Here is a 24,302-nt window from a genome sequence, read left to right as displayed (position 1 = left end):
GCGGGTCAGTGCCCGCGGGCGATCCACTCCGGCAGGGCCGGGGCCTCGGCGCCGATGGTGGTCGGCTCGCCGTGGCCGGTGCGCACCACCGTGTCGGCCGGGAGCGTCAGCAGACGCTCGCGGATCGAGTCGATGATGGTCGGGAAGTGCGAGAACGACCGGCCGGTCGCGCCCGGGCCGCCCTGGAACAGGGTGTCGCCGGTGAAGACGGTGCCCAGGCCGGGCGCGTACAGGCAGACCGCGCCCGGGGCGTGGCCCGGGGTGTGCAGGACGGTCAGCTCGGTGCCGGCCACCTCGATCCGCTGGCCGTCGGCGAGTTCGCCGTCCGGAAGGCGGTCGGGGTGGGTGAGCTTCCACAGCGGCAGGTCGTCCGGGTGCAGCAGGATCGGCGCGCCGGTCCGGTCGGCGAGGTCCGGGGCCGCGTCGACGTGGTCGTTGTGCGCGTGCGTGGAGACGATCGCCCGCAGGCGGCGCCCGCCGAGCGCGGCCTCGATGGCCCCGGCGTCGTGCGCGGCGTCGATCACCACCGCCTCCTCGTCGTCGCCGACGATCCAGACGTTGTTCTCCACCTCCCAGCTGCCGCCGTCGAGTTCGAAGGTCCCGGCGGTCACCAGCCGGTCGACGCGGGGGGCGCTCACAGGACCACCACCGAACGCAGGACGTCGCCCTGGTGCATCCGCTCGAAGGCCTGCTCCACCGCGTCGAGCTCGATCGTCTCGGTGACGAAGGCGCGCAGGTCCAGACGGCCCTGGAGGTAGAGGTCGATGAGCATCGGGAAGTCCCGCGAGGGCAGGCAGTCGCCGTACCAGGAGGACTTCAGGGCGCCGCCGCGGCCGAAGACGTCGAGCAGCGGGAGTTCCAGCTTCATCTCCGGGGTCGGCACGCCGACCAGGACGACGGTGCCGGCCAGGTCGCGGGCGTAGAAGGCCTGCCGGTAGGTCTCGGGCCGGCCGACGGCCTCGACGACCACGTCCGCGCCGTTGCCGCCGGTCAGTTCGCGGATGGCCTCGACCGGGTCGGTGGTACGGGAGTTGACGGTGTGGGTGGCGCCGAGCGTGCGGGCGGTCTCCAGCTTGCGGTCGTCGATGTCGACGGCGATGATCTTCGACGCGCCCGCCAGCCGGGAGCCCATCACGGCCGCGCCGCCGACGCCGCCGCAGCCGATGACGGCGACCGAGTCGCCGCGGCCCACGTTGCCGGTGTTGATCGCGGCGCCGAGGCCCGCCATCACGCCGCAGCCCAGCAGGCCGGCGACGGCCGGCTCGGCCGCCGGGTCGACCTTGGTGCACTGACCGGCCGCGACCAGGGTCTTCTCGGCGAACGCGCCGATGCCCAGCGCCGGGGACAGCTCGGTGCCGTCCAGCAGCGTCATCTTCTGCTCGGCGTTGTGGGTGTCGAAGCAGTACTGCGGGCGCCCGCGCCTGCAGGCGCGGCACTGGCCGCACACCGCGCGCCAGTTGAGGACCACGAAGTCGCCGGGCGCGACCTCGGTGACGCCCTCGCCGACGGACTCCACGATGCCCGCGGCCTCGTGGCCGAGCAGGAACGGGAACTCGTCGTTGATGCCCCCCTCCCGGTAGTGGAGGTCGGTGTGGCAGACGCCGCAAGCCTGGATCCGGACCACCGCCTCACCCGGACCGGGGTCCGGGACCACGATCGTGGTCACCTCCACGGGCGCGCCCTTGGCGCGCGCGATCACTGCCTTGACCTGCTGGGCCATCCGATTCCACCTCCGACGGCCGGTGCCGCTCCGCACCGGCGTGACCTGCGACGACAGCCTGCAGACGGACTGCAGGCGCACTGCCCACGAAGCGTAGCGCCCACGCCCCCGACCACCTGCGGAGCGGGCGGGGTGATCCGGCGCACCGGCCGTGCCGCCGGCGGGCGGGCCGACGTTCCGCCACCTCACGGCGCCTCACCCGGCACATGCCGGAGGCCTACCCGGAGGCACCTCGCCGCGGCCCCGACGGCGGGGGCGCACAGGCGGCGCTGAGCGCCCGTCAGCGCGCGTCGAACTGCCCTGAAAGCACCGGTGTTGGCTGGAAGTCCCGCAGACGGGCGCCCCGCGGCCCACGTACGGTCGTAGCAGAGACGGTCCACGCGACCACGCTCAGCACACCCGCCCCACCCGACGGCGCGCCACCGCGCGCCGCCCGTGCCCGGCGCGTACCCACCGTACGCCCCCGCACATTTCGCGCCACCCCGCAGCAGATGCCCGACCCGCCCCGGCCCGTGTCGAGCCGCCCAGCCGGCCGCACCACCCGTCCCCCGCGCCATCCTCGGATCCACCCCCCGTCGGACCGCCTCGTGCGGTCCATCGCCCTGGAGTCTGGAGTACGGATGTCCACCGAGAACAGTGCGACCGGCGCCGGAACCGGCACCGCCCCGCTTCCCCCGCTGCACTGCCTGCGCCACCTGGAACCCGGTCCGCCCCGGCTCGCCGCACTGCCCACCGGCACGCCGGTCTGGCTGGTCAGCCGGCACGCCGACGTGCGGCAGGTGCTGACGGACCCCCGCCTGGGCCGCGCCCCGCTCTACGCGCCGGACGCGCCGCCGGTGACGGTCACGCCCAACATCCTGGACGACCCGCAGAGCATGCTGAACATCGACGGCACCGAGCACCAGCGGCTGCGTCGCACCGTGCAGCGGGCCTTCACCCCGCGCGCGATAGCCCGCTGGAAACCGTGGGTGGCCTCGGTCGTCGAGTCGCTCATCGACGAGCTGATCGACCACGGTTCCCCCGCCGACATCGTCGCCGCCTACACCCGCCCGCTGCCGGTCGCGGTGATCAGCCGGCTGATGGGCCTGGACAGCCTGGACGGCAAGCGGCTCGCCCACTGGAGCGACCACGCGCTGTCCACCACCGCCTACTCCGCCGAGGCGATCGTCACCGCGATGACCGAGTTCGCCGCCTTCGGCGCCGGGGTGATCGCCGAGCGCCGCGCCGAGCCCGGCGACGACCTGGTCAGCAGTCTGCTGGCGGCCGCCGCCGAGGACGGTTCGATCACCGAGGCCCAGCTGGTCGCGCTGGTCATCGGCCTCGTCGTGGCCGGTCACGAGACCACCATGACCAGCCTCGGCAACGCCCTGGTCTACCTGCTCGGCGACGGGCGCGAGGCCTGGCAGCAGCTCGCCTCCGACGAGGCCAGCGCCGCCGCCGCGACCGAGCAGCTGCTGCGCGCCGTTCCGCTCGGCGACGCCCACGAGCACATGCCCGGACTGATGCGCCGCACCGTCGAGGACGTGGAGATCGGCGGGGTGTCCATCCCGGCCGGCAGCGTGGTCGCCGCCGACACCGCCGCCGCCAACCAGGACCCGGAGGTCTTCACCGGGGACCTGCGCACCGAGCTGTTCTCCCCGCTGGCCGCACCCATGCTGACCTTCGGCGCCGGGCCGCACCACTGCCTGGGCGCCTGGCTCGCCCGGATGGAGCTGGAGCTGGCCCTGCACCGGCTGGCCCGCCGGCTGCCCGCCCTGCGGATCGCCGACGCGGCCTCACGGATCGACTGGCGGCGCGGCCTGCTGACGCGCAGCCCGAACTCCCTGCAGGTGGCCTGGTGACGGGCCGGGCGGACACCGAGCCGGTGATCGTCCGGGTCGACCGGGACCGCTGCATCGGCTCCGGGATGTGCGCACTCAGCGCCCCCGACTCGCTGGCCCTCGGCGCGGACGGACTGGCCGCACCCCTGGCCGCATTCGCCGACGGCGGAGCGGAGTTGACGGACGAGCTGGCCGAGGCGGTGGACTTCTGCCCGGTCGAGGCGCTCACCCTCCACTCGGCCCGCGGCGGCTACCGGATCGACCCGGCGGAGTGCCCCGCTCCGGTGGTGCCCGCCGCCCGTCGCTCGCCACGAGCAGCGGGCGGCGCGGGCACCACCGGACACCGGGCCCCGGACACCCCCGACCGATGAGCCCGGCTCATGGATCGCCGAGCCCATCGATCCCCTTCGGCCCTTCCGCCGGCTGGTGAGCCGGCCCGTCGACGCCTCACCCCGGTGCCCGCCGGCGCCCCGCCCCGGCAGACCGCCCCGACGCCCGTCCTGACGGCGCCCGGCGTCGCACCCCGGGTCACGTTCGGCCTCAGCCGATTGCCACCGCCGTGCCCGAGACCCGCACCCGCGCGTCCTCCGCCCGTAGTTCGACCCGCAGCACGCCCGGGCGGCCCAGGTCCTCGCCCTGGTGCAGCGTCAGCACCGCCGGGGCCGCCACCGCGCCCAGCTCCCGCAGGTACGCGCCGAAGGCGGCCGCGGCGGCGCCGGTGGCCGGGTCCTCGACCACGCCGCCGACCGGGAAGGGGTCGCGGACGTGGAAGACCTCGGGGGCCTCGCGCCAGACCAGCTGGAGGGTGGTGAGGTCGCGGGCCCGCATGTGGTCCGCCAGGCCGTCGAAGTCGTAGTCGAGGCGGGCCAGTCGCGCGCGGGTGCCGACGGCGAGGACGAGGTGCCGGGCGCCGGCGTAGGCGATCCGCGGCGGCAGCGCCGGGTCCAGGTCGGCGGCGGACCAGCCGAGCAGGGCCAGTGCCTCCTCGACGTCGGCCGCGGGGACCTCCTCGACCTTCGGTTCGACGCTGGTGAGGGTCGCCCGCAGCAGCCCGTCGGTGTCGCGCTCGACCTCGACCGGGACGTCACCGGCAGCCGTCACGAACACGTACCGGCCGGGGCCGGTGCGCTCGGCGAGGGCGACCGCGGAGGCGACCGTCGCGTGCCCGCAGAACGGGACCTCCGCGAGCGGGCTGAAGTACCGCACCCGGTAGGCCCCTTCGGCCGGGCCCGCGGTCAGGAAGGCAGTCTCGGAGTAGCCGATCTCGGCGGCCAGGGCGAGCATCCGCCGGTCGGTCAGCCCGGTGGCGTCGAGCACCACGCCCGCCGGGTTGCCGCCCTCGGGGCGGGTGGCGAAGGCGGCGTAGCGCAGGATCCCGGGCGTGGGGGCGGCGGTGGCCGCGTCGTCGGTCATGCCCGGACGAACGCGTTCCACCCGGCCGCTGTTCCCTCCCGCGCGCGCCGGATCACCTCAGCACCGCCTCCAGGAAGTCCGAGCCGAGCCGGGCGCTGCCCGCCAGGTCCAGCTGGTAGAGCATGTACCGCCCGCGCCGCTGGGTCGCGAGCAGCCCGGCCTTGCGCAGCACGGCCAGGTGGCGGGAGACCTCGGGGGCGCTCAGCTGCCAGGCGGAGGCGAGTTCGCCGGTGGTGTGCGGGCCGCGGGCCATGGTGCGGGCGAGACGCAGCCGGACGGGGTGGGCGAGCGCCTCCAGTCGCTGCTGGACGAGGGCGAGGGAGACCGGCTCGGGCAGGCCGGCCTCGGCGACCGGGTACTGGAGGACGGGCCGCCAGCCGGGGGCGTAGACCACCAGCAGGTGGGGGCGGCCGAAGGCGGTGGGGATGAAGGTGACGCCCCCGCTGTCGACGGCACTGGTGGTGCTGTCCTGCAGCTTGTCGATGACGATCCGTCGCCGCCCGTCGCCGCCCTGGTCGAGGGTGACGGACGGGGAGACGGCGGCCAGTGTCTCGCCGAGGCCCCGGCGGGCCAGCAGGTCGGTCTTGTGCCGGGCGTCGGCGGCGAGGGCGGGCAGCACGCGCTGCCAGGCGTCGGTGAAGAACGCGGAGGCGCAGTCCTCCAGCATCCGGCGCACCAGGGCCCGGACCGCGGGCGGGTCGGCGAGCAGCCGGTCGGCGAACGCGGCCTGCCGGGGGCCGCGGGCGAGGGCGAGTTCGCGGGCGCGTTCGTTGGCGGCGGGGTCGGTGAGCGGGGAGGCGGTGCGCGGGTTGAGCCGGGAGGAGCCGCAGGTGGTGATGAGGGCGCCGGCCACGAACAGCTCGTCGTCGATCCGGTCGACGGCGTCGAGTTCCTCGGCGAGGGTGGCGCCGGGCAGCCCGGGGACGAGGAAGTCGGCGCGCGAGGAGCGCCAGAGGAAGTCGGCCTCCAGCAGCCGCTCGGCCAGTTCGGGCGGGATCGACGCGGTGGTGCTGCTCGCCCAGCCGTGCAGCGCGGGGTGGTGCGCCGGCTCGGCGAGCACGTGCAGCATGGCGTTCAGCTCGGCGAGCGGGGAGGGCGTGAAGAGCAGGCGCTCGTCGGGCAGGCCGCTGATGTCGATGGTCACGCTCATGCGTCCGCCCTGCTGCTCTCGGCGGGGGCCTCCGCCCGCGCGCCGTTCCCGATGGTCCGTCCGTTCGGCCCGTACGGCCCGTGCGGCCCGTGCCGCGCTTTCCACGCGCTCCACTCGCTCACGCAGCAGATCCTGTCACCCGTTCCGGCGACGTCCGCCACCGATTGACGGGAACCGTCAATCGACGTGCCAGGGGGCCCGGCCCGGGCGGACGGTACCGGTCATGAGCCTGATCCAGGAGAAGTCCGTCCATGACCACGCCGCCGTCCGCGACGGCGGGCCGCCCGCCCCGCCGATCGGCGCGGGCCGCCGGGGCCCGTCCGCGCTGCTGGGCCTGCTGACCGCCGCCGGCGGTCCCCGGTACGCCGTCGCGCTGGCGGTGGACGCCGTGGGCGGCGGCATGCTGCGGCCGTTCCTGCTGCTGTACGGCGTCGGCATGCTGCACCTGGGGGCGAGGGCGGTCGGGCTGGCGCTGTCGACCGGGATGGTGGCGGGCCTGCTGGTGGTGCCGCTGACCGGCCGCTGGATCGACCGGGGCGCCCGCACGCTCCCGGCGGCCGTCACCCTCCTGCTGCGGGCGGCGGGCGCGCTGGCGCTGCTGCTCGCCGACGGCCTGCCGGGGTTCACGGCGGCGGCGGTGCTGTTCGGGGTGGGCAGCCAGTCCTGGCCGACCACGCACGCGGCGGTGGTGAGCACCCTGACGCAGGGGCGGCTGCGGGACGCGGCGCTCGCCGCCGGGCGGTCGGTGCGCAACGCGGGGCTGGGCGTGGGCGCGCTGCTGGCCACGGTGGCGGTGAGCGGTGGGGCGGGGGCGATCCGGCTGTTGGCCGGGGTGACCGGCGCGGCCTGCCTGGGCGCGGCCGCACTGGTGGGCTCGCTGCGGGTGCGGGCCGACCGACAGGCTCCGCGGCGGGCGGCGCAGGACGGCCCCGCGGAGGGGAGCGCACCGCTGCGCCGGATCAGCCTGCTGAGCCTCGCCAACCTGCCGTACGCGTTCTGCTTCGACGTGCTGGAGGTGGCGCTGCCCGCGCTGCTGGTGCTGCAGCTGCACGCGTCCCCGGCCTGGTCCTCGGGCCTGTTCGTGGGCAACACGGTGCTGGTGATCGCCCTGCAGCTGGCGCTGGTGCTGCGGCTGGCGGACCGTCCGCGGCGGGCCGTGCTGGCGGCCTCGGGGGCGCTGCTGTCGGTCTCGTACCTGGGTTTCTGGGCGGCCGGGGCGCTCGGCGGAGCACCGGGGGCGGCGGGCATCGCGGTGGTCGCGGTGCTGTACACGCTGGGCGAGATCCTCTACACCGGGTCGGGGACGGCGCTGGTGGCGGCCGTCGCCCCGCCGCACCTGCTCGGGCGGGCGCTGGCGCGCTGGGAGCTGTCGATGGGGGTGGGCCGGGCGGCCGCGCCGGCGGTGCTGACGGCGCTGCTCGCGGCCGGTCCGGGCGCGCTGTGGGTGCCGCTCGCCGCCGCCACCGCGCTGGGAGCGCTGGCGGTGCTGCGGCTGGGCCCGGCGCAGTAGGAGCGGCCCGGTGGGATGATCGGCCCCATGGCCCTGACCCCGTACCAGCAGCACCTGCGCGACCGGATCCTGGCCGCCGCGGTGACCGCTCCGCCGGAGCCGTGGCGGCCGGTCGGCCACGGCACGATCGCGGTCGGCGGGCTGCTCGGCATCGGCTTCGCCGTCCACCCGGAGAGCGGGCACGACCTGGTGCTGACCGTGTCGCACAGCGGCCACGGCCTGTTCGACGCGGTGACGGGCCTCAAGCTGGCGCGCGACCACGAGCCGGACGAGGACCCGGACGGCCCGGACCTCTGCTGCCCCGGCCTCGGCCAGGTCACGGACGTGCGGATCCCGGTGGCCGGGTCGTGGGGCGGCGGTCTGCACACCGGCGCCGAGGGCGGCTGGCACGTGGAGGTCGCCGCCCCGGAGTGGCCGCACCACCGGGTGCTGCTCGCGACCGGCCGGGGGCCGTGGCAGGGCGAGCACGGCGAGAGCTGGTGGCAGGTCTTCGACTCCGGCTGGTCGACCCTGCGCGCCGCCGGCTTCTCCCCCACCGGCCGGACCCTCACGGTGGCCACCAGCAGTGACCTCACGCTCTGGACGCGCGCCTGACACCGGCGCCCTCCGGATGCGGGCGCGACACCCAGCACCGATGCTGGCGGCGAGGCACGCCCGGCCCCGCGGAAGGAAACCCGACGTGAGCGCACTCGACTTCGAGATCGTCGACGGCCCCGACAGCTCGCTCAACAAGACCTCCGTCCTGGTCACCGGGCCGCGGGACGCGCTGCTGGTCGACGCCGGGTTCACCCGCTCCGACGGCCGCCGTCTGGTCGAACGGGTCAGGGCCACCGGCAAGCGGCTCACCACCGTGTTCGTCAGCCACGGCGACCCGGACTTCTACTTCGGCGCCCAGGAAGTGCAGGACGCCTTCCCGCAGGCCCGCTTCCTGGCCACCGCCTCGACCGTCGAGCACATCCAGGAGACCTTCGACGACAAGCTGCGCGCCTGGTCCCACCTGGGCCCCGAGTTGCCCACCCGGCTGGTCCGGCCGGAGGTGCTGCCCGGGGACGAGCTCGTCTTCGAGGGCCACCGGTTCGAGCTGCGCGGCGCCGACTTCCACCTCCCGGACCGGCACTACCTCTGGCAGCACCACCACCGCGCCGTGCTCGGCGGGGTGCTGCTCTTCGAGGGCCTGCACGTGTGGACGGCCGACACCCCGGGCCCGGCCCAACGGGCCGCCTGGATCGACCTGCTGGACGGCATCGAGGCGCTCCACCCGACCTGGGTGGCGGCCGGCCACCGGGTCGCCGGCGCGCCCACAGACCTGAACGCCGTCGACCACACCCGTGCCTACCTGCGCGCCTTCGAGACCGAGATCGGCCGGGCCGCGGACGCGTCCGCCGCCAAGGAGGCGCTGGAGCGCCGCTTCCCGGAGCTGGGGCTGCGGATCGCGGTGGACATCGGCACCAAGGTCGTCATGGGCGAGATGGCGTGGGGGTGAGCGAACGATGATCGAGATCCCCCGGGACGTCGCCGCCTTCGCCGAGTCCACCGCCCCCGCCGACGTGGTCCGCCGCCAGTACCTGGCCTCCGCGCGGGGCGACCTGGCCGCGCTGCGCGCCACGCTCGCCGAGGACGTCGAGTGGACCGAGATGGCCGGTTTCCCGCTGGCCGGCACCTACCGCACCCCCAAGGGCGTCACCGCCAACGTGATGGAGCGGCTGGCCGCCGAGTGGGACGGCTGGACGGCGCACGACGACACCTACGTGGTGGACGGCGAGGACGTCGTGGTGCTGGCCCGCTACACGGCCGTCCACAGGACCACCGGAAAACCGCTCGCGGTCCGGGTCGCCCACCACTTCACCGTGCGCGGCGGCCGGATCGTGCGCTTCGAGCAGTTCACCGACACCGCGCTGGTCAGGGACGCGATGACCCCATAGCGGCGGCCCGCCGCCCCGGCCCACCGGTTCACCCGTACGGGCGAGGGTGGCGCGGCGCGCCCGGCGCGGCCTCGACACACCACCCGGACGGCGGCAGGCTGGCCCCGCATCCACGGCCGGACTACGAGGAGTCGAGCATGGCGGGCACGGACAGCGGCACCACCGGAACCGGCGGCGGGCAGGACCGCCCGATCGTGATCGTCGGCGCCTCCCTGGGCGGCGCGAAGGCCGCCGAGGCGCTGCGCGGGGCCGGGTGGGAGGGCGGCATCGTCCTGATCGGCGAGGAGCACGAGCGCCCGTACGAGCGGCCGCCGCTGTCCAAGGGCTACCTGCTCGGCAAGGACGCCCGGGAGAAGATCTACGTCCACCCGCCGCAGTGGTACGCCGAGCACGACGTCACGCTGCGCCTGGGCACGGCGGTGGCCTCGATCGACCCGGCCGGGCACACCGTGACGCTCGCCGACGACGGCCGGGTGGAGTACGCGAAGCTGCTGCTGACCACCGGCTCGGTGCCGCGCCGCCTGCCGGTGCCGGGCGCGGACCAGGACGGCGTGCTGTACCTGCGCCGGGTCGACGACAGCGACCGGATCAAGGCGGCGCTGCGGCCAGGCGCCCGGATCGTGGTGATCGGCGCGGGCTGGATCGGCCTGGAGGTGGCGGCCGCGGCCCGGACGGCCGGCGCCGAGGTGACGGTGCTGGAGTCGCTCGAACTGCCGCTGCTGCGGGTGCTCGGCCGGGAGGTCGCCGAGGTCTTCGCCGACCTCCACCGGGAGCACGGGGTGGACCTGCGCTTCGGCGTCCAGGTGACCGAACTGACCGGCGACGGCGGCACGGTGACCGGCGTCGTGCTCGCCGACGGGACGACGGTGGCGGCCGACGCGGTCGTCGTGGGCATCGGCATCGTCCCCGCCACCGGGCTCGCCGAGGCGGCCGGGCTGGAGGTCGACAACGGCATCAAGACCGACCGGCACCTGCGCACCTCGGACCCGGACGTCTACGCGGCCGGCGACGTCGCCAACGCCTACCACCCGCTGTTCGGCAAGCACATCCGGGTCGAGCACTGGGCCAACGCCCTGAACCAGCCGCAGACCGCCGCCCGCGCCCTGCTCGGGCAGGCGGACGCGGTCCACGACCGGATCCCGTACTTCTTCTCCGACCAGTACGACCTCGGCATGGAGTACGTCGGCTACGTCGAGCCCGGGGGCTACGACCAGGTGGTCTTCCGCGGCGACCGGGCCGGCCGCGAATTCATCGCGTTCTGGCTGTCCGGCGGCCGGGTGCTCGCCGGGATGAACGTCAATGTCTGGGACGTCACCGACCCGATCCGCGAACTGGTGCGCTCCGGGCGGGCGGTGGACACCAAGGCGCTGGCCGATCCGAACGTGCCGCTCGGCGACCTGTAGCGGCGAGCTGCAGCGGCGAGTCGCAGCGGTCAGCCGACGGGGATGCCGGGGTTCACCAGGCCCCGGCCCCCGGTGACGGTGTTTCCCGCGCCGATCGTCACCGGGCACGTCGCGGCGTCGTGGTTCGTCACGTCGATCGCGTAGCGGTCCGGCCCGGTGGCGCCGGTGAGGTCGGAGCGGTTGCCCCGGAACACCGTGCCGCAGCCCCAGCCCGGCCGGACGCTGTGGGTCTGGTAGCCGTCGTCGGTGGTGCGCCGACCGGTGTTGTCCTCGATGACGTAGTCGTTGCCCTTCACGTCGACCCAGGAGTCGTCGTGGTTGCGGCCGGTGAGGCCGTCGCCGTCGAAGGAGTTGCCGGAGACCAGGCCGCCGGTGGTGCCCTCCTTGAGGTCGACGTTCTCCGCGCCGATGTTCGGGCCGAAGGTGTTGCCGACGATCTGCACGTGGTCACTGCGGTCGGCGAGCGTGTTGGCGGTGCCGACGTAGACGCCCTCACCCAGGCCGTCCCGGGCCAGTCCGGTGTCGTGGATGCGCGAGCCGCGCAACGTGCCGTGGGCGCTGGAGTTGCGGAAGTGCACACCCTCCATGGTGGTGTGGTGGACCGTCACGTCGTCGATCACCACGTAGTTCGCGGCGTCCGCCATGATGCCCTTCTGGGCGCCGGTGACGGTCAGGCCGTGGACGGTCCAGTAGCTCGCGCCGTCGAGGTGGAGGCCGTAGCCGCCGCCGGTCGGGGTGGTGAGCACGGCCCTGGCCGATCCGGTGAGGGTGATCCGGGCGGCGGGGGTGCCGGGCACGGTGGCCCTGAAGGTACCGGAGTAGGTGCCGTCGGCGAGCTGGATGGTCCGGCCGGGTACGGCGGCGGCGAGCGCCGCCTGGAGCTGCTTGGCGGTGGCGACCTTGACGACGGTCCCGGCCGGGGCGGCGGGGGCGGCCGTCGCGACGGGGGCGCTGCCGAGGACGAGCGCGGTGAGGGCGGTAAGGACGGCGCCCGGGAGGAGGCTGGGCTTCGGGCCGGCGGACTGCGGGTTCACGGACTGCGGGTTCACGGGCTGCGGCTTCACGGACGGTGCTCCCTACGCGGTCGAGAGTGGCAGGAACATGCCGTCGATCACAGTGGACTGGACCATTCCGGAGCGTCAAGAGCGCCTGCGGTGGGCGATACTGGGCGGCAGGGGGAACCCTTCGGTCAGGGAGGCGCGGTGGGCGGCACGGCCGGGTTCGCCGTGGTGGTGTTCGGCGTGCTGGGCGGCGTGGTCGCCTATCTCGCCGGGGTGGTCGGGCTGCGCGAACTGCGCCGCCTGCGCCGGGTCGGCGTCCCCGCGTCGGCACTGGTGCGGGCCCGCGCCCGGCGGCCCGAGGACCACGCCCCGCCGCCGCGTCCGCTGCTGCAGTTCGAGACCGCGGACGGCCGGGTGGTCGAGGTCTTCTCGCCCGTCCCGTCCACCGCCCGCCACCCGCTGCCGGACGGCCGCTACGTACCGGTCCGCTACGACCCCGCCGATCCCCGGCAGGTGCTGGTGGACGGGCGGGAGCGGGCGGGGCTGGAGTACGGGTTCCTCGCGCTCGGCGTGCTGACGGTGCTGGGCGCGGTCGGCCTGGCGGTGACGCTGCTCTGACCCGCTCGGCGCCTCGGCGCTCCCGGCCCGCGCGGAGCCCCGCCGGGGTGAGGCCGGCGTGCAGGCGCACGGTCCGGGCGTGGTGGCCCTGGCCGGCGGAGCCGCACAGCCGGGCGATCGCCGCGATCGGAGTGTCGGTGGCGAGCAGGGCGGTGAGCAGGGCGCGGCCGGCGCGTTCGAGGCGCAGCCGGACCGGCTGCTGGTGCGGGGACCGGCCCGAGGACATCGCGCCGATCGTCACCTTCCCGGCCACCGACGGCGGGTGGATCACCGGCCGGACCCGCTTCGACGACGGCGGCTACACCACGCGCTGACCCTCCGGCCACCGCCCGGGTCCGTCCTGCCGCCTGTCCGACCACCCGTCCTGCCACCCGGCGGGGCGGGCCACTGCGTCTGCGGTCCGGCCGCCCCCGGTCCGGCCGTCGGCCCCCGCCATAGCCACCCCCGCCACGTCCGCCCCGACGCCGCCTGCTCGCAGCGCCTCGGCCAGCCGCCGGGCCCGGGTGTCCTCGTCGAGGAGCACCCGCACCAGCGGGCCGGGGGCCGCGCCGGCCAGGTAGGTCTCGACGGAACGCGGGTCGGCCGGGAGCGCGACCGTCCCCGCGGTGACGGCCACCCGGACCCGGGCGTAGTCGAAGCCGAGCCAGGCCAGCAGCTCTCCCCCGGCGTCGTCCACGTCCGGCTGCGGCTCGTGCCGCAGGACCTCGTGGACGGCCAGGACGGCGAGCAGGACGTGCTCCGTACCGGGCGTGCGGCGGCCGAGGCGCCGGGCCTGGTCGTCCGTCTCCCGCCGGATCCAGTCCGCGGAGGACGCCGCCGGTCCGGCCGTGCCGGACCGCACCATCCGCCGCCAGCGCGGGAGCCGGTGCGACCGGCGGCCGAGCAGCGTGTCCCGGGTGGGGAGCAGCAGCGGATCGAGGCCGCCGGCCACGCCGTCCAGCCGCTCCCGGACCGCCGACGGTACGACGCCCGCCGCACGCAGCAGTTCGGCGGCCCTGGTGCGATCGTCGGCGAGCAGGGCGCGCAGGACGTGCTCGGCCGTGAGCTTCCGCCCGCCGTCGCGCCGCACCTGCGCCACCGCGGCGGACAGCACGCGGGCGGCGGCGCCGGTCAGGACGAGGTCCGGGGCCCCGGTCGAGCCGAGGACCTCCCGGGCGGGCACCCCGCTCTCCGCCCCGTCGTCCGCGCCCCAGCCCGCGCCGTGCCCGTGGGCTCGCTCGCGCAGCAGGGCCCGCAGGTCCCCCTCGGCGACTCCGGCGGCGGTCAGCGCGGCACCGGCCGGGCCGCTCGCCCCCGCCACCGCGGCCAGCAGGTGCTCCGTCCCGAGCCGACCGTCGCCCGTGACGTCGAGCGTGCGCCAGTCCGCTTCCAGCGTGGTCTCCATCAGGCCCTCCCCGCCCAGGTGGCTTTGCCCACACCATACGCTTGCTTTGCCTGTCCTTTGTAGTCGGCCCTGCACGCCTCGGCACCGCCGCGAGCCGACGGCGGAAGCATCTGCACCACGGCGTTGTTGGGAGCGGCAGAACCCGCGCCGGCGAAAGGGGTGAGCACCGTGGCCGACACGCTCCCCGGGCCCGAACACGCCCCCGACGACGACACGCACCTCGACGACGGGACCTCGGAGGCGCTGGACGCCTACTCGCGGATCGTCACGACCGTGGCCGCCGCGGTGACCCCGCGCGTCGCCTCGCTCCAGGTGCCACGACGCGGCCGGGGCGGCTGGTTCAGCACCGCGCTCGGCTCGGCGGTGGTCTTCACCGACGACGGCTTCCTGCTCACCAACGCCCACGTGGTCGGCCACGCCGACGCCGGGACGCTGGCGTTCGCCGACGGGACCACCTGCCCGTTCCACACCATCGGTGCCGATCCGTTCTCCGACCTGGCCGTGCTGCGCGCCGACGGTCCGACCCCCGCACCGGTACGGCTCGGCGAGGCGACCGCCCTGAAGGTCGGCCAGTTGGTCGTCGCCGTCGGCAACCCGCTCGGGCTGGCCGGGACGGTCACGGCGGGCGTGGTCAGCGCCCTCGGCCGCTCGCTCCCGGCCCGCTCCGGCAGCACCGTGCGCGTCATCGACAACGTCGTCCAGACCGACGCCGCCCTCAACCCCGGCAACTCCGGCGGCGCGCTGGTCACCGCGAACGGCGAGGTCGTCGGGATCACCACGGCGGTGGCCGGGAACGGGCTCGGCCTGGCCGTGCCGATCGACGCCACCAGCCGACAGATCGTCGCCACCCTGCTCACCGACGGCCGGATCCGCCGCGCCTACCTGGGCCTCGCCGGGGTGCCCGCCCCGCTGCCGCCCGCCCTGCACGACCGCACCGGGCAGCGCACCGGCCTGCGGATCGTCGAGGTGGTCCCCGGCGCCCCCGCCGACCGCGCCGGACTGCACGAGGGCGACCTGCTGCTCACCGCCTCCGGAGAGCCGACGAGCAGCGCCCAAGCCCTGCAGCACCTGATGCTGGCCGACGCGATCGGCAGCCCGCTGGCGCTCACGGTGCTGCGCGGCCAAGCCCTCGTCGACGTGATCGCCGTCCCGACCGAACTGCCGTCGGACGACTAGTAGTGCTTGGTCAGGTTCGTTGTGGTTGGGCGTGTCCTTTGGCGGGTTGTGTCGTTGAGGGTGTGTGACACCCGGGGAGATGGCTGAGGTCCGAGAGGGCCTGGAAGCGTTCACGGCGGAGCTGTTCGAGGCGTTCACCCGCAACGATCAGCGCCGCTGGGGGCAGGTCTAACTGCGTGGACTGCTGCTGGACGGCGGGCGCAAGTCGGTGGAGCCGATGGCGGCCCGGCTGGGCGAGGACGGCAACCGGCAGGCGCTCGCGCACTTCGTGACCAGCAGCCCGTGGGACCCGGCGCATGTGCGGGCCCGGCTGGCGTGGAAGATGCAGACCGAGTTGAACCCGACGGCGCTGATCATCGACGACACCGGTTTCCTCAAGGACGGCGATGCCTCTGCCAGCGTGTCGCGGCAGTACACCGGCACCGCCGGCAAGGTTACCAACTGCCAAGTGGGCGTCTCCCTGCACCTGGCCACCGACCGTGCCTCCACCGCCGTCGACTGGCGACTGTTCCTCCCCAAGCCCTGGGACCCGACTTCCGAGAAGGCCGAGCCCGCGAAGGTGGCCCGCCGCGAGCGCTGCCGGATTCCCGCGGACCTGGGCCATGTGGAGAAGGGCAACTCGCCCTGGACATGGTCGATGAGACCCGCTCCTGGGGCGTCCACGTCCCGCTCGTCGTCGCGGATGCCGGCTACGGCGACGCGGTGGCGTTCCGCCTGGGTCTGGGCGAGCGCGGGCTGAGCTACGTGGTGGGAATCTCCACCACACTCAGTGCCCAGCCGGGCTCCGCGCGGCCGTTCACCCCGTCCTGCAGCGGGACCGGCCGCCGCGACATACCCGCACTCATACGAACCTGACCAAGCCCTACCAGGTAGGGCGGTGGCACAGGAAGTCGGCGGCGCCGACTTCCTGTGCGCGGGTGTCACTCGTCGGTGGCGCCGTCAGTGAGTTCGCGAACGATGTCGAGGTGGCCCGCGTGGCGGGCGTACTCCTGGAGGACGTGGAACAGGATCCAGCCCAGGGTGGCGCGCTCGGGGCCATCGTCGGGGAAGCGGCCGCCGGCTGCGGCGACGGCGGACAGGGGCGTTCCCGAGGCGACGGCCCGGGTGTACTCGCCACCGGCACGCAGGGCGGCGAGGAGGTCGGCGGCGCTCTCCTGCGGGGTGACGTGCCAGCGGCCCTCCGGACCGCGGTCGCCCCAGGGGGCCGGGACCGGCTCGGCGCGGAATCCCCATCGCAGCCAGCGCTGCTCCATGTGGACGAGGTGCTTGAGGAGTTCGAGCATCGTCCAGCCGGAGGGGAGGCGGCTGGTGCGCAGGTCCTCGTCGGACAGTCCCTCGATCTTGGCTCCGATCGCGGAGCGGTAGTAGTCGAGGTAATCCAGCAACAGGGTGCCGGGGTCGGAGAGTTGCGTGCTCGGCTCGGGCAGGGGGGCGATCATGACGCCGAGTTTGCCACAGCGTGTCACATCTCCTGCCGCTGCACTGCCTGCGCCTGTTGCGGTTCGGCCGTCACCGTGTACGCCGCCGACGGCACGCGGCGCAACCAACGGCCCGTCCTGCCCGCAGTCCCGGCACGCCCTCGACCACGTCGGTGACCGTCCGGGCGACTGCCACGGCCGGATGTCGCCGATCGCCGACGCCGTGCTGCGCACCGGCGACCGGACGGTCGTCCGCCGTGGCGTGCGCTGCGACGCACTGACGTCCATGCCGGCCTGCACGGACGACAACCGGCTCGTCCTGATCCGGCCGGCCGTCCGGCCGCTCGCCCGACCGCCCTTCCCGCTCGAAGCGTTCGGCACTTCCTGACGCGCCCGCCGGGAGGAGGGAGGACCCGTCGATGCCCCGACGCACGAACAGCGCCGGCGACGGCCGGCCACAACGCCGCCGACAGCGGCACCAGGACGTCCCGCACCGTCGGGGCGGCCACCGGGCGCGCGGGTTCCGCTGCGTCGGCTGCCGTCGGACGCCCTGGCACCGCCCACCGCAACCACGGCCCGATCTGCCTGGCCGGCCGCCCGGACGGCGGGCGGCCGGTCATCCGCCATGGCCTGTCCTGAACGGAGTCGAGCCCCGAGCGGATCGCCGACGACGACAACGTCCTCGCGCCGGTCCGGCTCGCCCTCGGGCCCCCCGGGACACCCGGATGGCCGGCCGCGTCCTGCTCGGCCGGTAGCCGGCCGGGCGCGCGGAGCCGGTCGCGGCGGGGTCCGTCCACCCGGACGGGCCCCGCTGTCCGAACCGGCGACCGCTCCGCGCACCCGCCCGCCCGTCCCCTCGCCGGGTCGCCGGGGGCTCCGGAGTACCGGCCGGAGCCCCCGGCCCCCGGTGCGGCCCGCCGCCGGGGGCGACGGGGGCCGTCCGGGGAGGCCTCAGTGCGGCCGGTCGAGACGCACCACGGAGACCCGTACGGTGCGTCGCGGCAGCGCCGCGGGCACGGCGAGCAGCAGGGCGGCGGCGGTGAACACCGCGTAGTGGCCGCCCTCCCACCGGATGCCGGACCAGCCGAGTTCGGCGTGGTGGTGCTCGGCGAGGGCGTTGCCGCACAGCCACCCGGCCAGACCGACCAGCGGTGCGGCCCGCGGCCGGGAGAAGGCGCCGACCAGGCCGCGCAGGGCCAGATAGGCGACGAAGGCGGGGCGTCCGGAGTGCAGTGCGCCGAATCCGCCGAGTCCGAGCGCCGGCGCGCCGCCCGCGAGCAGGGCGAGCGTGCCCGAGGTGCCGGCCGACGGCCGCGCCGGCACGGGGTGGTAGCGGGTGCCACCCGGGCGGGCCGAGTACATCCGCATCGCGGACTACCCCCGCACCGGGAGGAGTTCGGCTTCGGGCCGGGCCCAGCGCCGGTGACTCGCCTCCAGCTGGCGCAGTTCGGCGAGGAGTTCGGGGGTGGGCACGGTGAGCACCGGGCAGCCCGCCGTCCGCGCGCAGTACGCGGACACCGAACGCCGCAGCCTGCGGCGCAGCAGGCCGCCACCCCGCCCGAGGACCAGCAGGTCGCCGGGCCGGTCGGCGACGTCGACCAGCGCCGGTCCGGTCTCGCCCCGGATCACCACCGGGCGCAGCGGCACCCCGGGGTCGGCGCCGCCGAAGGCCTCGTCGAGGGCCGTGCGCAGGCGCTGTTCGGCGGCGTCCCGGACGGCGGCGAGCAGCGGCGGGCAGGGCGACCGCCGGTAGCCGAACTCGCCGCCCGGCGGCTCCCAGGCCAGGACCGGCAGCAGTTCCGCTCCCCGCTCCCACGCCTCGGCCGCTCCCCGGTGCAGTGCCGCCAGACTTCCCAGCGAGCCACTGACCCCGACCACCACCCTGGGTGCCGCGCCGCCTTGCTGCCGCCCGCTGCCGTGCATGGTCCGTCCTCGTGTCGTGGGTGCCGTGATGCCTCGTGCTCTCCACCCAACCGCCGGGGCGGGCGCCCGCCCTGCTCCTTGACGCCTCCCTGACGGCCGGGGGAGCGATCCGTACGCACCCCATACGGCGAGAGCCGGAGCGGCCGGCGACGAGAGCGGGAGCGGCCTGTGGGGAGGCACCGCGCCCCGGCCCCGAGACCAACATGGTGCTATCGTCAGTAGCACCATGTTGCTGAAGCTGGACGTCGGGGACACCCGACCACTGCACGAACAGGTCGCGGGGGCGATCCGACGCGCCGTCGCCGAGGGCGAGTGCGCCCCCGGGGACAAACTGCCGCCCGCCCGGGAGCTGTCCCGGGCGCTGGGCGTGAACACCAACACCGTGCTGCGCGGACTGCGGACGCTGCGCGACGAGGGGGTGCTGGAGTTCCGTCGGGGCCGCGGCATCACGATCGCGGCCGGCGCCGATACCCGCTCCGAACTTGCCGAGCGAGTACGGCAGTTGGTGGAGGACGCGGCCCGGTTCGGCTACAGCAGGAACGATCTCGTGGACATGATCAGGGGGATGTCGTGACGGACGAAGGATCACAGCCGGCGAAGCCGGCCCACCGGGGCGCGTGGTGGGGGGCGGCGGCCTGGTCGCTCGGCGTGACGGCGCTGCTGGTCGCGCTGCCGCTGGTGGCGCGCCACCGCTTGCCGGACCCGCTGGCCACCCACTGGGGCGGCCGGGCCGCGGACGGCTCGATGTCGGTGACGGCGGCCGCGCTGTTCCCGGCGGGCATCTGGCTGGTCCTGGTGCTGGTCGCCGCGCTGCTGCAGCGGTACTGCGCCGAGCGGTCGCCCGGCAGCGGGGCGGCGGCGCTGGTGGCCGGCGGGGTGCTGCTGACGGGTGCGCAGACCGCCATCGTGCACGCGAACCTGGACCGCGCCCGCTGGCAGGACGCCGCGCCGATGGGCATCGAGGTGGTCCTGGTACTCGCGGCCACGGCCACCGCCGGGGCGCTGGCCTGGCTGTCGGGCCGCAAGCTCCGCGGCCCGGCCGGGAAGGGGCCGGACGCCGGGGCGCCGGTGCTGGACGTACCGGAGGGCGAGCGGTTCGTCTGGCTGTCGCGGGCCGCGAACCCGTGGCTGCAGCTGCTGGCCGTCGTCCTCGGGCTGGCCGCCGCCGTGGGCGTGCTGGCGGCCGCGAGCGGACTGGCCGGGCTGGACTGGTCGTTCGTCCTGCCGTTCGCGCTTCCCGCGGTCGCCGTCCTCGCCTGCTCCTCGGTCCAGGCCCGGGTGACCGAGCGGGGCCTGACCGTCGGGTTCGGCCCGTTCGGCCGGCCGGCCCGGCACTGGTCCCCCGCCGACCTCGCCTCGGCCCGCGCCGAGCACCGCACCGCCGCGCAGGCGGGCGGCTGGGGCTACCGGATCAACCGGCTCGGCACCACGGTGATGCTGCGCGGCGGCGGCTGCCTGGTGGTGCGCACCCGCCGGGGCACCGACTTCGCGGTCAGTGTCGACGACGCCGAGCGCGGCGCCGCCCTGCTCAACGCGCTGATCGCGCGCACCGGGCAGCCGGCCGGTCAGTAAGGTCCGCCGCGGCGGGCGCCCGCGACGGGCAGCCGGGTCGGGCAACCGCGACGGGCAGCCGGGTCGGGCCGGGCCGCCGGGGGCGGCCTGATCGACGCTGGTCACCGGGGGAATCCCGGGGGCCGGCCCGGCCGGTAAACCACCCGATTCGGTGGTGCTCCGAACGTCTTTGCGGGTACACAAGCTGACGGTCGTTCAGGTGAGGTGGTGCCCGTCGGTGCCGATCCGCCCTGTCCCCACGCGGCCCGAGAAGTCCGCGGGCGCCCGCGCCCGTACGCATGCAAGGAGGCGTCCGTGACCCACGACTCACGCGCGCAGAACTCCCCTGGCGCCCGGCGGGGCGTCCAGGACGAACGGACCGTCACATTCCTCCGTCTCGGCGTCGGCCTGATCGGCATCCTGCTGCCGCCGGCCCTGCCGTTCGGCAACTGGCTGGCCGCCGAGGTGACGGGGCGCAGCACGGACGGCTTCTGGCCGGGCTCGATGAGCGCCTCGTACTACACCGGCACGCGGAACGTCTTCGTCGGCGCCCTGTGCGCGCTCGGGGTGTTCCTGATCTGCTACCGCTTCGACCGCCGGGACGACCGGTGGAGTTCGGCCGCCGGGGTCTTCGCACTCGGGGTGGCGCTGTGCCCGACGTCCCCGTCGGACGCGTCGGCCCTCCAGCGCACCGTCGGGGTGCTGCACCTGGTCTTCGCGAGCCTGCTGTTCGTCATGCTGGCGATGTTCTGCCTCTACTCCTTCCGCAATCCCCGGTCGACCCAGCCGGCCCGGGTCGGCGCGGCCTACCTGGCGGCGGGGGTGCTGATCCTGGTCGCCCTGCTGCTCTCCGTCGCGGCCGGGGCGACGGGCGTCGGCGACGACTGGGCGGTGCGGCCGCTGTACCTGAGCGAGTGGCTGGCGACGTGGTCGTTCGGTGCGGCCTGGATCGGGGCCGCGCGCGAACTGGCCGCGCATCACCGGGGCGACTCCGACCGGGCCGTCGTGCCGCGGCAGCCGGGCGGCGCGGTGACGGAGGCGGTCCAGCCGGAGGCCCCGGCGTGACGGCGGGCCCCGAGGGCCCGGGCCCGACCACCCGGACCCGGGCCGTCGGGGCCCCGGGCCGTCGGGGCGCGAGACTGAGGCCCTGTCATCTCGTCGTACCGGACGACCGTTACCATGCGCACCAAGGACCGCCACCGCGGCGGCCGGTGACGGATCCCCAACGGGAGGGCGAGCATGGCGAACGAGGTCCGGGCGGAGCGAGGCCCGCAGCAGGATTACCCGTCGGTGGACCTGCGGATGGACGTCCCGCACTCCGCCCGGGTCTACGACTACCTCATCGGCGGCAAGACCAACTTCGAGGCGGACCGGGTCGCCGCGCACGCCTCGGTGCAGGCCTGGCCGTCGCTGCCGATCTCGATGCGCACCACCCGCGACTTCATGCAGCGTTCGGTGCGCCACCTCACCGAGCAGTACGGCGTGCGGCAGTTCCTGGACATCGGCACCGGCATCCCCACCTCGCCGAACGTGCACGAGATCGCCCAGGGGATCGCGCCCGGGGCCCGGGTCGCGTACGTGGACAACGACCCGATCGTGCTGACCCACGCGCGTGCGCTGATGGACAGCACGCCCGAGGGCCGCACCTGTTACGTGGACGCCGACTTCCGCGACCCGGAATCGATCATCGGCAACGCCCGGCTGCGCGAGGTGCTCGACCTCTCGCAGCCGGTGGCACTGTCGCTGATCGCCATCGTCCACTTCGTGCTGGACGAGGACGACCCGCAGGGCATCGTGCGCCGCTTCATGGACGCCCTGGCGCCGGGCAGCTTCCTCGCCCTGACCGTCTTCACCGGTGACACCGACCCGGTGGGCGTGGGCGGCGTCGGCCGGGAGTACAACGCGCGCGGCATCCCGCTGCAGATCCGCGACAAGGCCGAGACGGAGGCCTTCTTCGACGGCTTCGAGCTGCTCGACCCGGGCGTCACCCTGGTCCACCACTGGCGCCCGGACGCCGGTGCCGCGCCCGTGCGCGACCGGGACATCGCGATGTACGCGGGCGTCGCGGTCAAGCGCTGAGCGGCGCCGAGGGGGGCGGGCCCGCGCCGTCCGTCGGAGCTCAGCCGGCGACGGAGACCAGGCCCGCCTCATAGGCCAGGATGACCAGGTGCACCCGGTCGCGGGCGTCGAGCTTGGCGAGCAGCCGGGTCATATAGGTCTTGACGGTGGCGATGCTGAGCACCAGCTCGGCGGCGATCTCGGTGTTGGACAGGCCCCGGCCGACCAACGTGAGGATCTCGCGCTCGCGCCCGGTGATCACCTCCAGCCGGCGGACGGCTCCGTCGTGCGCCCCCCTCCCGGTCACCTGCTCCGGCGGCCGGCCGGCGACGAACGCGCCGATCAGCCGCCGGGTGACGCTCGGCGCGATCAGGGCCTCCCCGGCGGCGACCACCCGTACCGCGCCGAGGATGTCGTCCAGCGCCATGTCCTTGACCAGGAAGCCGGACGCCCCGGCGTGCAGGGCCGCGTAGACGTGCTCGTCCTCGTCGAAGGTGGTGAGCACGACCACCCTGGTCGGGCCGCCGGCGGCGGTCACCAGCCGGGTGGCCTCGATGCCGTCCAGGACCGGGGGCGTCTCCCCGCCGCCGGGCTGGGGGCGCATCCGGATGTCCATCACCACGACGTCCGGGCGCAGTTCGGCGGCCAGTCGGACGGCCTCGGCCCCGTCGCCCGCCTCACCGGCCACCTCGATGTCGGTGGTCTCCGCGATGACCATCTCCAACGCGGCCCGCACCAGCGGCTGGTCGTCGGCCAGCACGACCCGGATCACGGTCCCACCTCCACCGGGACCGGCAGCCGGGCGGCAACCCGGAAGCCGCCGTCGGCGCGCGGCCCGGCGTCGAACTCGCCGTGCAGCAGGGTGACCCGCTCGCGCAGCCCGGCCAGCCCGAAGCCGCTGCCCGGGTCGGTGCCGCGCCCCCGGCCCCGGTCGGTGACCTCGACGGACAGCTCCCCGGCCGTCCGGTGGTCGACGGAGACGACGCAGGCGCCGGAGTCCGCGTGCCGGACGACGTTGGTGACCGACTCCTGGATGATCCGGAAGGCCGCGAGGTCGATCTCCGGTGGCAGCGGCCGCTGTTCGCCGTGCCGCCGGACCTCCACCCGTACGCCCGCAGCGGTGGTCGCCCCGGCCAGCCGGTCGAGGTCGGCCAGACCCTGCGGCACGGTGGCCGAGGTCTCGCCGGCGGCCCGCCGCAGGACGACGAGCATCCGGCGCAGCGCGGCCAGGGTGTCCCGCCCGGCGGTCTCGATCTCGCCCAGCGCCGCTTTGGCGCGCTCGGGCCGGCTGTCGATGACCCGGCGGGCGGCGCCCGCCTGCAGGGCGACGATACCGAGGCTGTGCGCGACGGTGTCGTGCATCTCCCGGGCGATCCGCAGCCGTTCTGCGGTGACCGCCTCGTCGGCCGCCCGGCTGCTCAGCGCCTCGGCGTGCTCCCGGTTCTGCCGCACCGAGCGGCCGACCAGCCAGGCGACCAGGGCGAGCAGGGCGGCGCCATCGGCGGAGCCGATGTGGGTGCCGGTGAAAATTCCGACGGTGTTGCCCCGCACCAGGCCGATGTGCAGTACCAGGAAGCCCATGACCAGGGCGAACACCGCCCGCGAGGTGCGGCGCGGCCGGGTGGCGGTGATCAGGCAGAGCGCGGTGTCCACGGCGAGCAGCGCGCCGGGCGGCACCTGGGTTCCCCCGGCCCAGCCGTCGGTCTCGGTCCAGGCGGCGATCAGCAGCAGCGCGACCGCCGGCACCGGGAGCCGGCGCACCAGCGCGGCGCCGGCGAAGGCCACCCCCGTGTCGGCGAGCGTGAACGCCCAGCCGCCGTGCGCGGCGGCGCCGTGGTGCTGCGCGGCGCCGCCGCCGAGCCGGACGGCGGGGTAGGCGACGGCCACGCACCAGGCGAGCCCGACCCACGCCTCGGGTGGGAGGCGCCGGAACAGCGGCGGAGCGGGGGTCGTGGACATGGTTCAAGATCGTAACGGCGGGCCGACGAGCCGTCATCCACCCGTGGTTGTACGGCCGGGGGTGGCACCCGCTGTCGACACCGGTCCGATGTGCCGCGGCCCGTGCCCCGGCACCGTGGATCCCGTGATCGAACTCATCGAGCTGACCAAACGCTACGGCCGCGGCACCACCGCACGGGCCGCCGTCGACCGCCTCACCTTCACCGTCCGGCCGGGCACCGTCACCGGCTTCCTCGGCCCCAACGGCGCCGGCAAGTCCACCACCCTGCGGATGAT

At 75.3% G+C, this 24,302-nt stretch carries 26 protein-coding genes and 2 pseudogenes; 17 read left to right on the top strand and 11 right to left on the bottom strand.

Annotation, left to right across the window (positions count from 1 at the left end; translation table 11 throughout):
* Window positions 1-5: 5 nt before the first annotated feature.
* Both AB0D10_RS28445 and AB0D10_RS28440 read right to left on the bottom strand, forming a co-directional pair.
* On the bottom strand, window positions 6-638 hold the full coding sequence (locus AB0D10_RS28445; RefSeq protein WP_360261799.1) for an MBL fold metallo-hydrolase: 633 nt from the start codon (window positions 636-638) through the stop codon (window positions 6-8).
* Entirely contained in the window at window positions 635-1,720 is a 1,086-nt protein-coding gene (locus tag AB0D10_RS28440; protein ID WP_360261798.1) for an S-(hydroxymethyl)mycothiol dehydrogenase, read from the bottom strand. Before AB0D10_RS28440 ends, AB0D10_RS28445 begins: the two co-directional genes overlap by 4 nt.
* 620 nt (window positions 1,721-2,340) lie before the next feature.
* On the opposite strand from AB0D10_RS28440, the gene AB0D10_RS28435 reads away from it, so the two are divergent.
* Both AB0D10_RS28435 and AB0D10_RS28430 read left to right on the top strand, forming a co-directional pair.
* Window positions 2,341-3,561: a cytochrome P450 gene (locus AB0D10_RS28435; protein ID WP_360261797.1), complete on the top strand. Its 1,221-nt coding sequence runs from the start codon at window positions 2,341-2,343 to the stop codon at window positions 3,559-3,561.
* Complete coding sequence (locus AB0D10_RS28430; protein WP_360261796.1) at window positions 3,558-3,911, top strand: ferredoxin; 354 nt, start codon at window positions 3,558-3,560, stop codon at window positions 3,909-3,911. The genes AB0D10_RS28435 and AB0D10_RS28430 overlap by 4 nt, the downstream gene beginning before the upstream one ends.
* A gap of 169 nt (window positions 3,912-4,080) precedes the next feature.
* Here AB0D10_RS28430 and AB0D10_RS28425 read toward each other — a convergent pair whose 3' ends face one another.
* Entirely contained in the window at window positions 4,081-4,953 is an 873-nt protein-coding gene (locus tag AB0D10_RS28425; protein WP_360261795.1) for a PhzF family phenazine biosynthesis isomerase, read from the bottom strand.
* Window positions 4,954-5,005: 52 nt separating this feature from the next.
* Window positions 5,006-6,103: a DUF5937 family protein gene (locus AB0D10_RS28420; protein ID WP_360261794.1), complete on the bottom strand. Its 1,098-nt coding sequence runs from the start codon at window positions 6,101-6,103 to the stop codon at window positions 5,006-5,008.
* 223 nt (window positions 6,104-6,326) lie between these two features.
* Here AB0D10_RS28420 and AB0D10_RS28415 point away from each other — a divergent pair, with 223 nt between their 5' ends.
* The 5 genes from AB0D10_RS28415 to AB0D10_RS28395 all read left to right on the top strand — a co-directional run bounded on the left by AB0D10_RS28415 (window position 6,327) and on the right by AB0D10_RS28395 (window position 10,938).
* Window positions 6,327-7,613, top strand: a complete 1,287-nt coding sequence (locus AB0D10_RS28415) for an MFS transporter (protein WP_360261793.1) — start codon at window positions 6,327-6,329, stop codon at window positions 7,611-7,613.
* A 27-nt stretch (window positions 7,614-7,640) separates the two neighbouring features.
* Window positions 7,641-8,207 carry a hypothetical protein gene (locus tag AB0D10_RS28410; RefSeq protein ID WP_360261792.1) on the top strand — a complete coding sequence of 189 codons (567 nt, stop codon included), beginning with the start codon at window positions 7,641-7,643 and terminating at the stop codon, window positions 8,205-8,207.
* Between the two features lie 85 nt (window positions 8,208-8,292).
* On the top strand, window positions 8,293-9,096 hold the full coding sequence (locus AB0D10_RS28405) for an MBL fold metallo-hydrolase (RefSeq protein ID WP_360261791.1): 804 nt from the start codon (window positions 8,293-8,295) through the stop codon (window positions 9,094-9,096).
* Window positions 9,097-9,103: 7 nt separating this feature from the next.
* Window positions 9,104-9,535, top strand: coding sequence for a nuclear transport factor 2 family protein (locus AB0D10_RS28400; protein ID WP_360261790.1), 432 nt, complete (start codon window positions 9,104-9,106; stop codon window positions 9,533-9,535).
* Between the two features lie 137 nt (window positions 9,536-9,672).
* On the top strand, window positions 9,673-10,938 hold the full coding sequence (locus AB0D10_RS28395) for an FAD-dependent oxidoreductase (RefSeq protein WP_360261789.1): 1,266 nt from the start codon (window positions 9,673-9,675) through the stop codon (window positions 10,936-10,938).
* 29 nt (window positions 10,939-10,967) lie between these two features.
* Here AB0D10_RS28395 and AB0D10_RS28390 read toward each other — a convergent pair whose 3' ends face one another.
* A complete protein-coding gene (locus AB0D10_RS28390; RefSeq protein WP_360261788.1) occupies window positions 10,968-12,002 on the bottom strand; it encodes a right-handed parallel beta-helix repeat-containing protein in 1,035 nt (344 codons plus the stop codon).
* A 138-nt stretch (window positions 12,003-12,140) separates the two neighbouring features.
* Here AB0D10_RS28390 and AB0D10_RS28385 point away from each other — a divergent pair, with 138 nt between their 5' ends.
* Together AB0D10_RS28385 and AB0D10_RS28380 are read left to right on the top strand one after the other, a co-directional pair.
* Window positions 12,141-12,557, top strand: a complete 417-nt coding sequence (locus AB0D10_RS28385; protein WP_360261787.1) for a DUF3592 domain-containing protein — start codon at window positions 12,141-12,143, stop codon at window positions 12,555-12,557.
* A 152-nt stretch (window positions 12,558-12,709) separates the two neighbouring features.
* On the top strand, window positions 12,710-12,871 hold the full coding sequence (locus tag AB0D10_RS28380) for a hypothetical protein (RefSeq protein WP_360261785.1): 162 nt from the start codon (window positions 12,710-12,712) through the stop codon (window positions 12,869-12,871).
* On the opposite strand, the gene AB0D10_RS28375 is transcribed toward AB0D10_RS28380, so the two are convergent.
* Entirely contained in the window at window positions 12,856-13,941 is a 1,086-nt protein-coding gene (locus AB0D10_RS28375) for a Clp protease N-terminal domain-containing protein (RefSeq protein WP_360261783.1), read from the bottom strand. The two genes, AB0D10_RS28380 and AB0D10_RS28375, sit on opposite strands and share 16 nt — an antisense overlap.
* Before the next feature lie 168 nt (window positions 13,942-14,109).
* Here AB0D10_RS28375 and AB0D10_RS28370 point away from each other — a divergent pair, with 168 nt between their 5' ends.
* Both AB0D10_RS28370 and AB0D10_RS28365 read left to right on the top strand, forming a co-directional pair.
* Window positions 14,110-15,117, top strand: a complete 1,008-nt coding sequence (locus tag AB0D10_RS28370) for a trypsin-like peptidase domain-containing protein (protein ID WP_360261781.1) — start codon at window positions 14,110-14,112, stop codon at window positions 15,115-15,117.
* A 217-nt stretch (window positions 15,118-15,334) separates the two neighbouring features.
* Window positions 15,335-15,972 (top strand): annotated as a pseudogene (locus AB0D10_RS28365) (transposase).
* 65 nt (window positions 15,973-16,037) lie between these two features.
* Here AB0D10_RS28365 and AB0D10_RS28360 read toward each other — a convergent pair.
* Window positions 16,038-16,556, bottom strand: coding sequence for a DinB family protein (locus AB0D10_RS28360; RefSeq protein WP_360261779.1), 519 nt, complete (start codon window positions 16,554-16,556; stop codon window positions 16,038-16,040).
* Between the two features lie 27 nt (window positions 16,557-16,583).
* Here AB0D10_RS28360 and AB0D10_RS28355 point away from each other — a divergent pair.
* Window positions 16,584-16,923, top strand: a pseudogene (locus AB0D10_RS28355) (RNHCP domain-containing protein).
* A gap of 563 nt (window positions 16,924-17,486) precedes the next feature.
* Here AB0D10_RS28355 and AB0D10_RS28350 read toward each other — a convergent pair.
* Window positions 17,487-17,903 (bottom strand): hypothetical protein, encoded by a 417-nt coding sequence (locus tag AB0D10_RS28350; protein ID WP_360261777.1) that lies wholly within the window; start codon window positions 17,901-17,903, stop codon window positions 17,487-17,489.
* Window positions 17,904-17,909: 6 nt separating this feature from the next.
* Window positions 17,910-18,458 carry a universal stress protein gene (locus AB0D10_RS28345; RefSeq protein WP_360261775.1) on the bottom strand — a complete coding sequence of 183 codons (549 nt, stop codon included), beginning with the start codon at window positions 18,456-18,458 and terminating at the stop codon, window positions 17,910-17,912.
* Between the two features lie 226 nt (window positions 18,459-18,684).
* Here AB0D10_RS28345 and AB0D10_RS28340 point away from each other — a divergent pair, with 226 nt between their 5' ends.
* From AB0D10_RS28340 to AB0D10_RS28325, 4 genes are all read left to right on the top strand, one after another.
* The gene (locus AB0D10_RS28340; protein WP_360261773.1) at window positions 18,685-19,032 is read left to right on the top strand and encodes a GntR family transcriptional regulator; all 348 of its coding nucleotides are present in this window, start codon (window positions 18,685-18,687) and stop codon (window positions 19,030-19,032) included.
* Complete coding sequence (locus AB0D10_RS28335; protein ID WP_360261771.1) at window positions 19,029-20,030, top strand: DUF1648 domain-containing protein; 1,002 nt, start codon at window positions 19,029-19,031, stop codon at window positions 20,028-20,030. Before AB0D10_RS28340 ends, AB0D10_RS28335 begins: the two co-directional genes overlap by 4 nt.
* A 294-nt stretch (window positions 20,031-20,324) precedes the next feature.
* The gene (locus tag AB0D10_RS28330) at window positions 20,325-21,074 is read left to right on the top strand and encodes a hypothetical protein (protein ID WP_360261769.1); all 750 of its coding nucleotides are present in this window, start codon (window positions 20,325-20,327) and stop codon (window positions 21,072-21,074) included.
* Between the two features lie 174 nt (window positions 21,075-21,248).
* Window positions 21,249-22,088, top strand: a complete 840-nt coding sequence (locus AB0D10_RS28325) for an SAM-dependent methyltransferase (protein ID WP_360261767.1) — start codon at window positions 21,249-21,251, stop codon at window positions 22,086-22,088.
* Window positions 22,089-22,128: 40 nt separating this feature from the next.
* Here AB0D10_RS28325 and AB0D10_RS28320 read toward each other — a convergent pair whose 3' ends face one another.
* Entirely contained in the window at window positions 22,129-22,839 is a 711-nt protein-coding gene (locus AB0D10_RS28320; RefSeq protein WP_360261765.1) for a response regulator transcription factor, read from the bottom strand.
* The gene (locus AB0D10_RS28315; protein WP_360261763.1) at window positions 22,836-24,026 is read right to left on the bottom strand and encodes a sensor histidine kinase; all 1,191 of its coding nucleotides are present in this window, start codon (window positions 24,024-24,026) and stop codon (window positions 22,836-22,838) included. Before AB0D10_RS28315 ends, AB0D10_RS28320 begins: the two co-directional genes overlap by 4 nt.
* 124 nt (window positions 24,027-24,150) lie before the next feature.
* On the opposite strand from AB0D10_RS28315, the gene AB0D10_RS28310 reads away from it, so the two are divergent.
* Window positions 24,151-24,302 (top strand): ATP-binding cassette domain-containing protein (locus tag AB0D10_RS28310; RefSeq protein WP_360261845.1); only part of this gene is annotated, 152 nt, incomplete at its 3' end.

Origin of the sequence: Kitasatospora sp. NPDC048545 (assembly GCF_040651155.1) — a bacterium.
GTDB lineage: Bacteria > Actinomycetota > Actinomycetes > Streptomycetales > Streptomycetaceae > Kitasatospora.
Note: the sequence above shows the minus strand (reverse complement) of the source record. Positions and strands in the feature narration are given on the sequence as shown.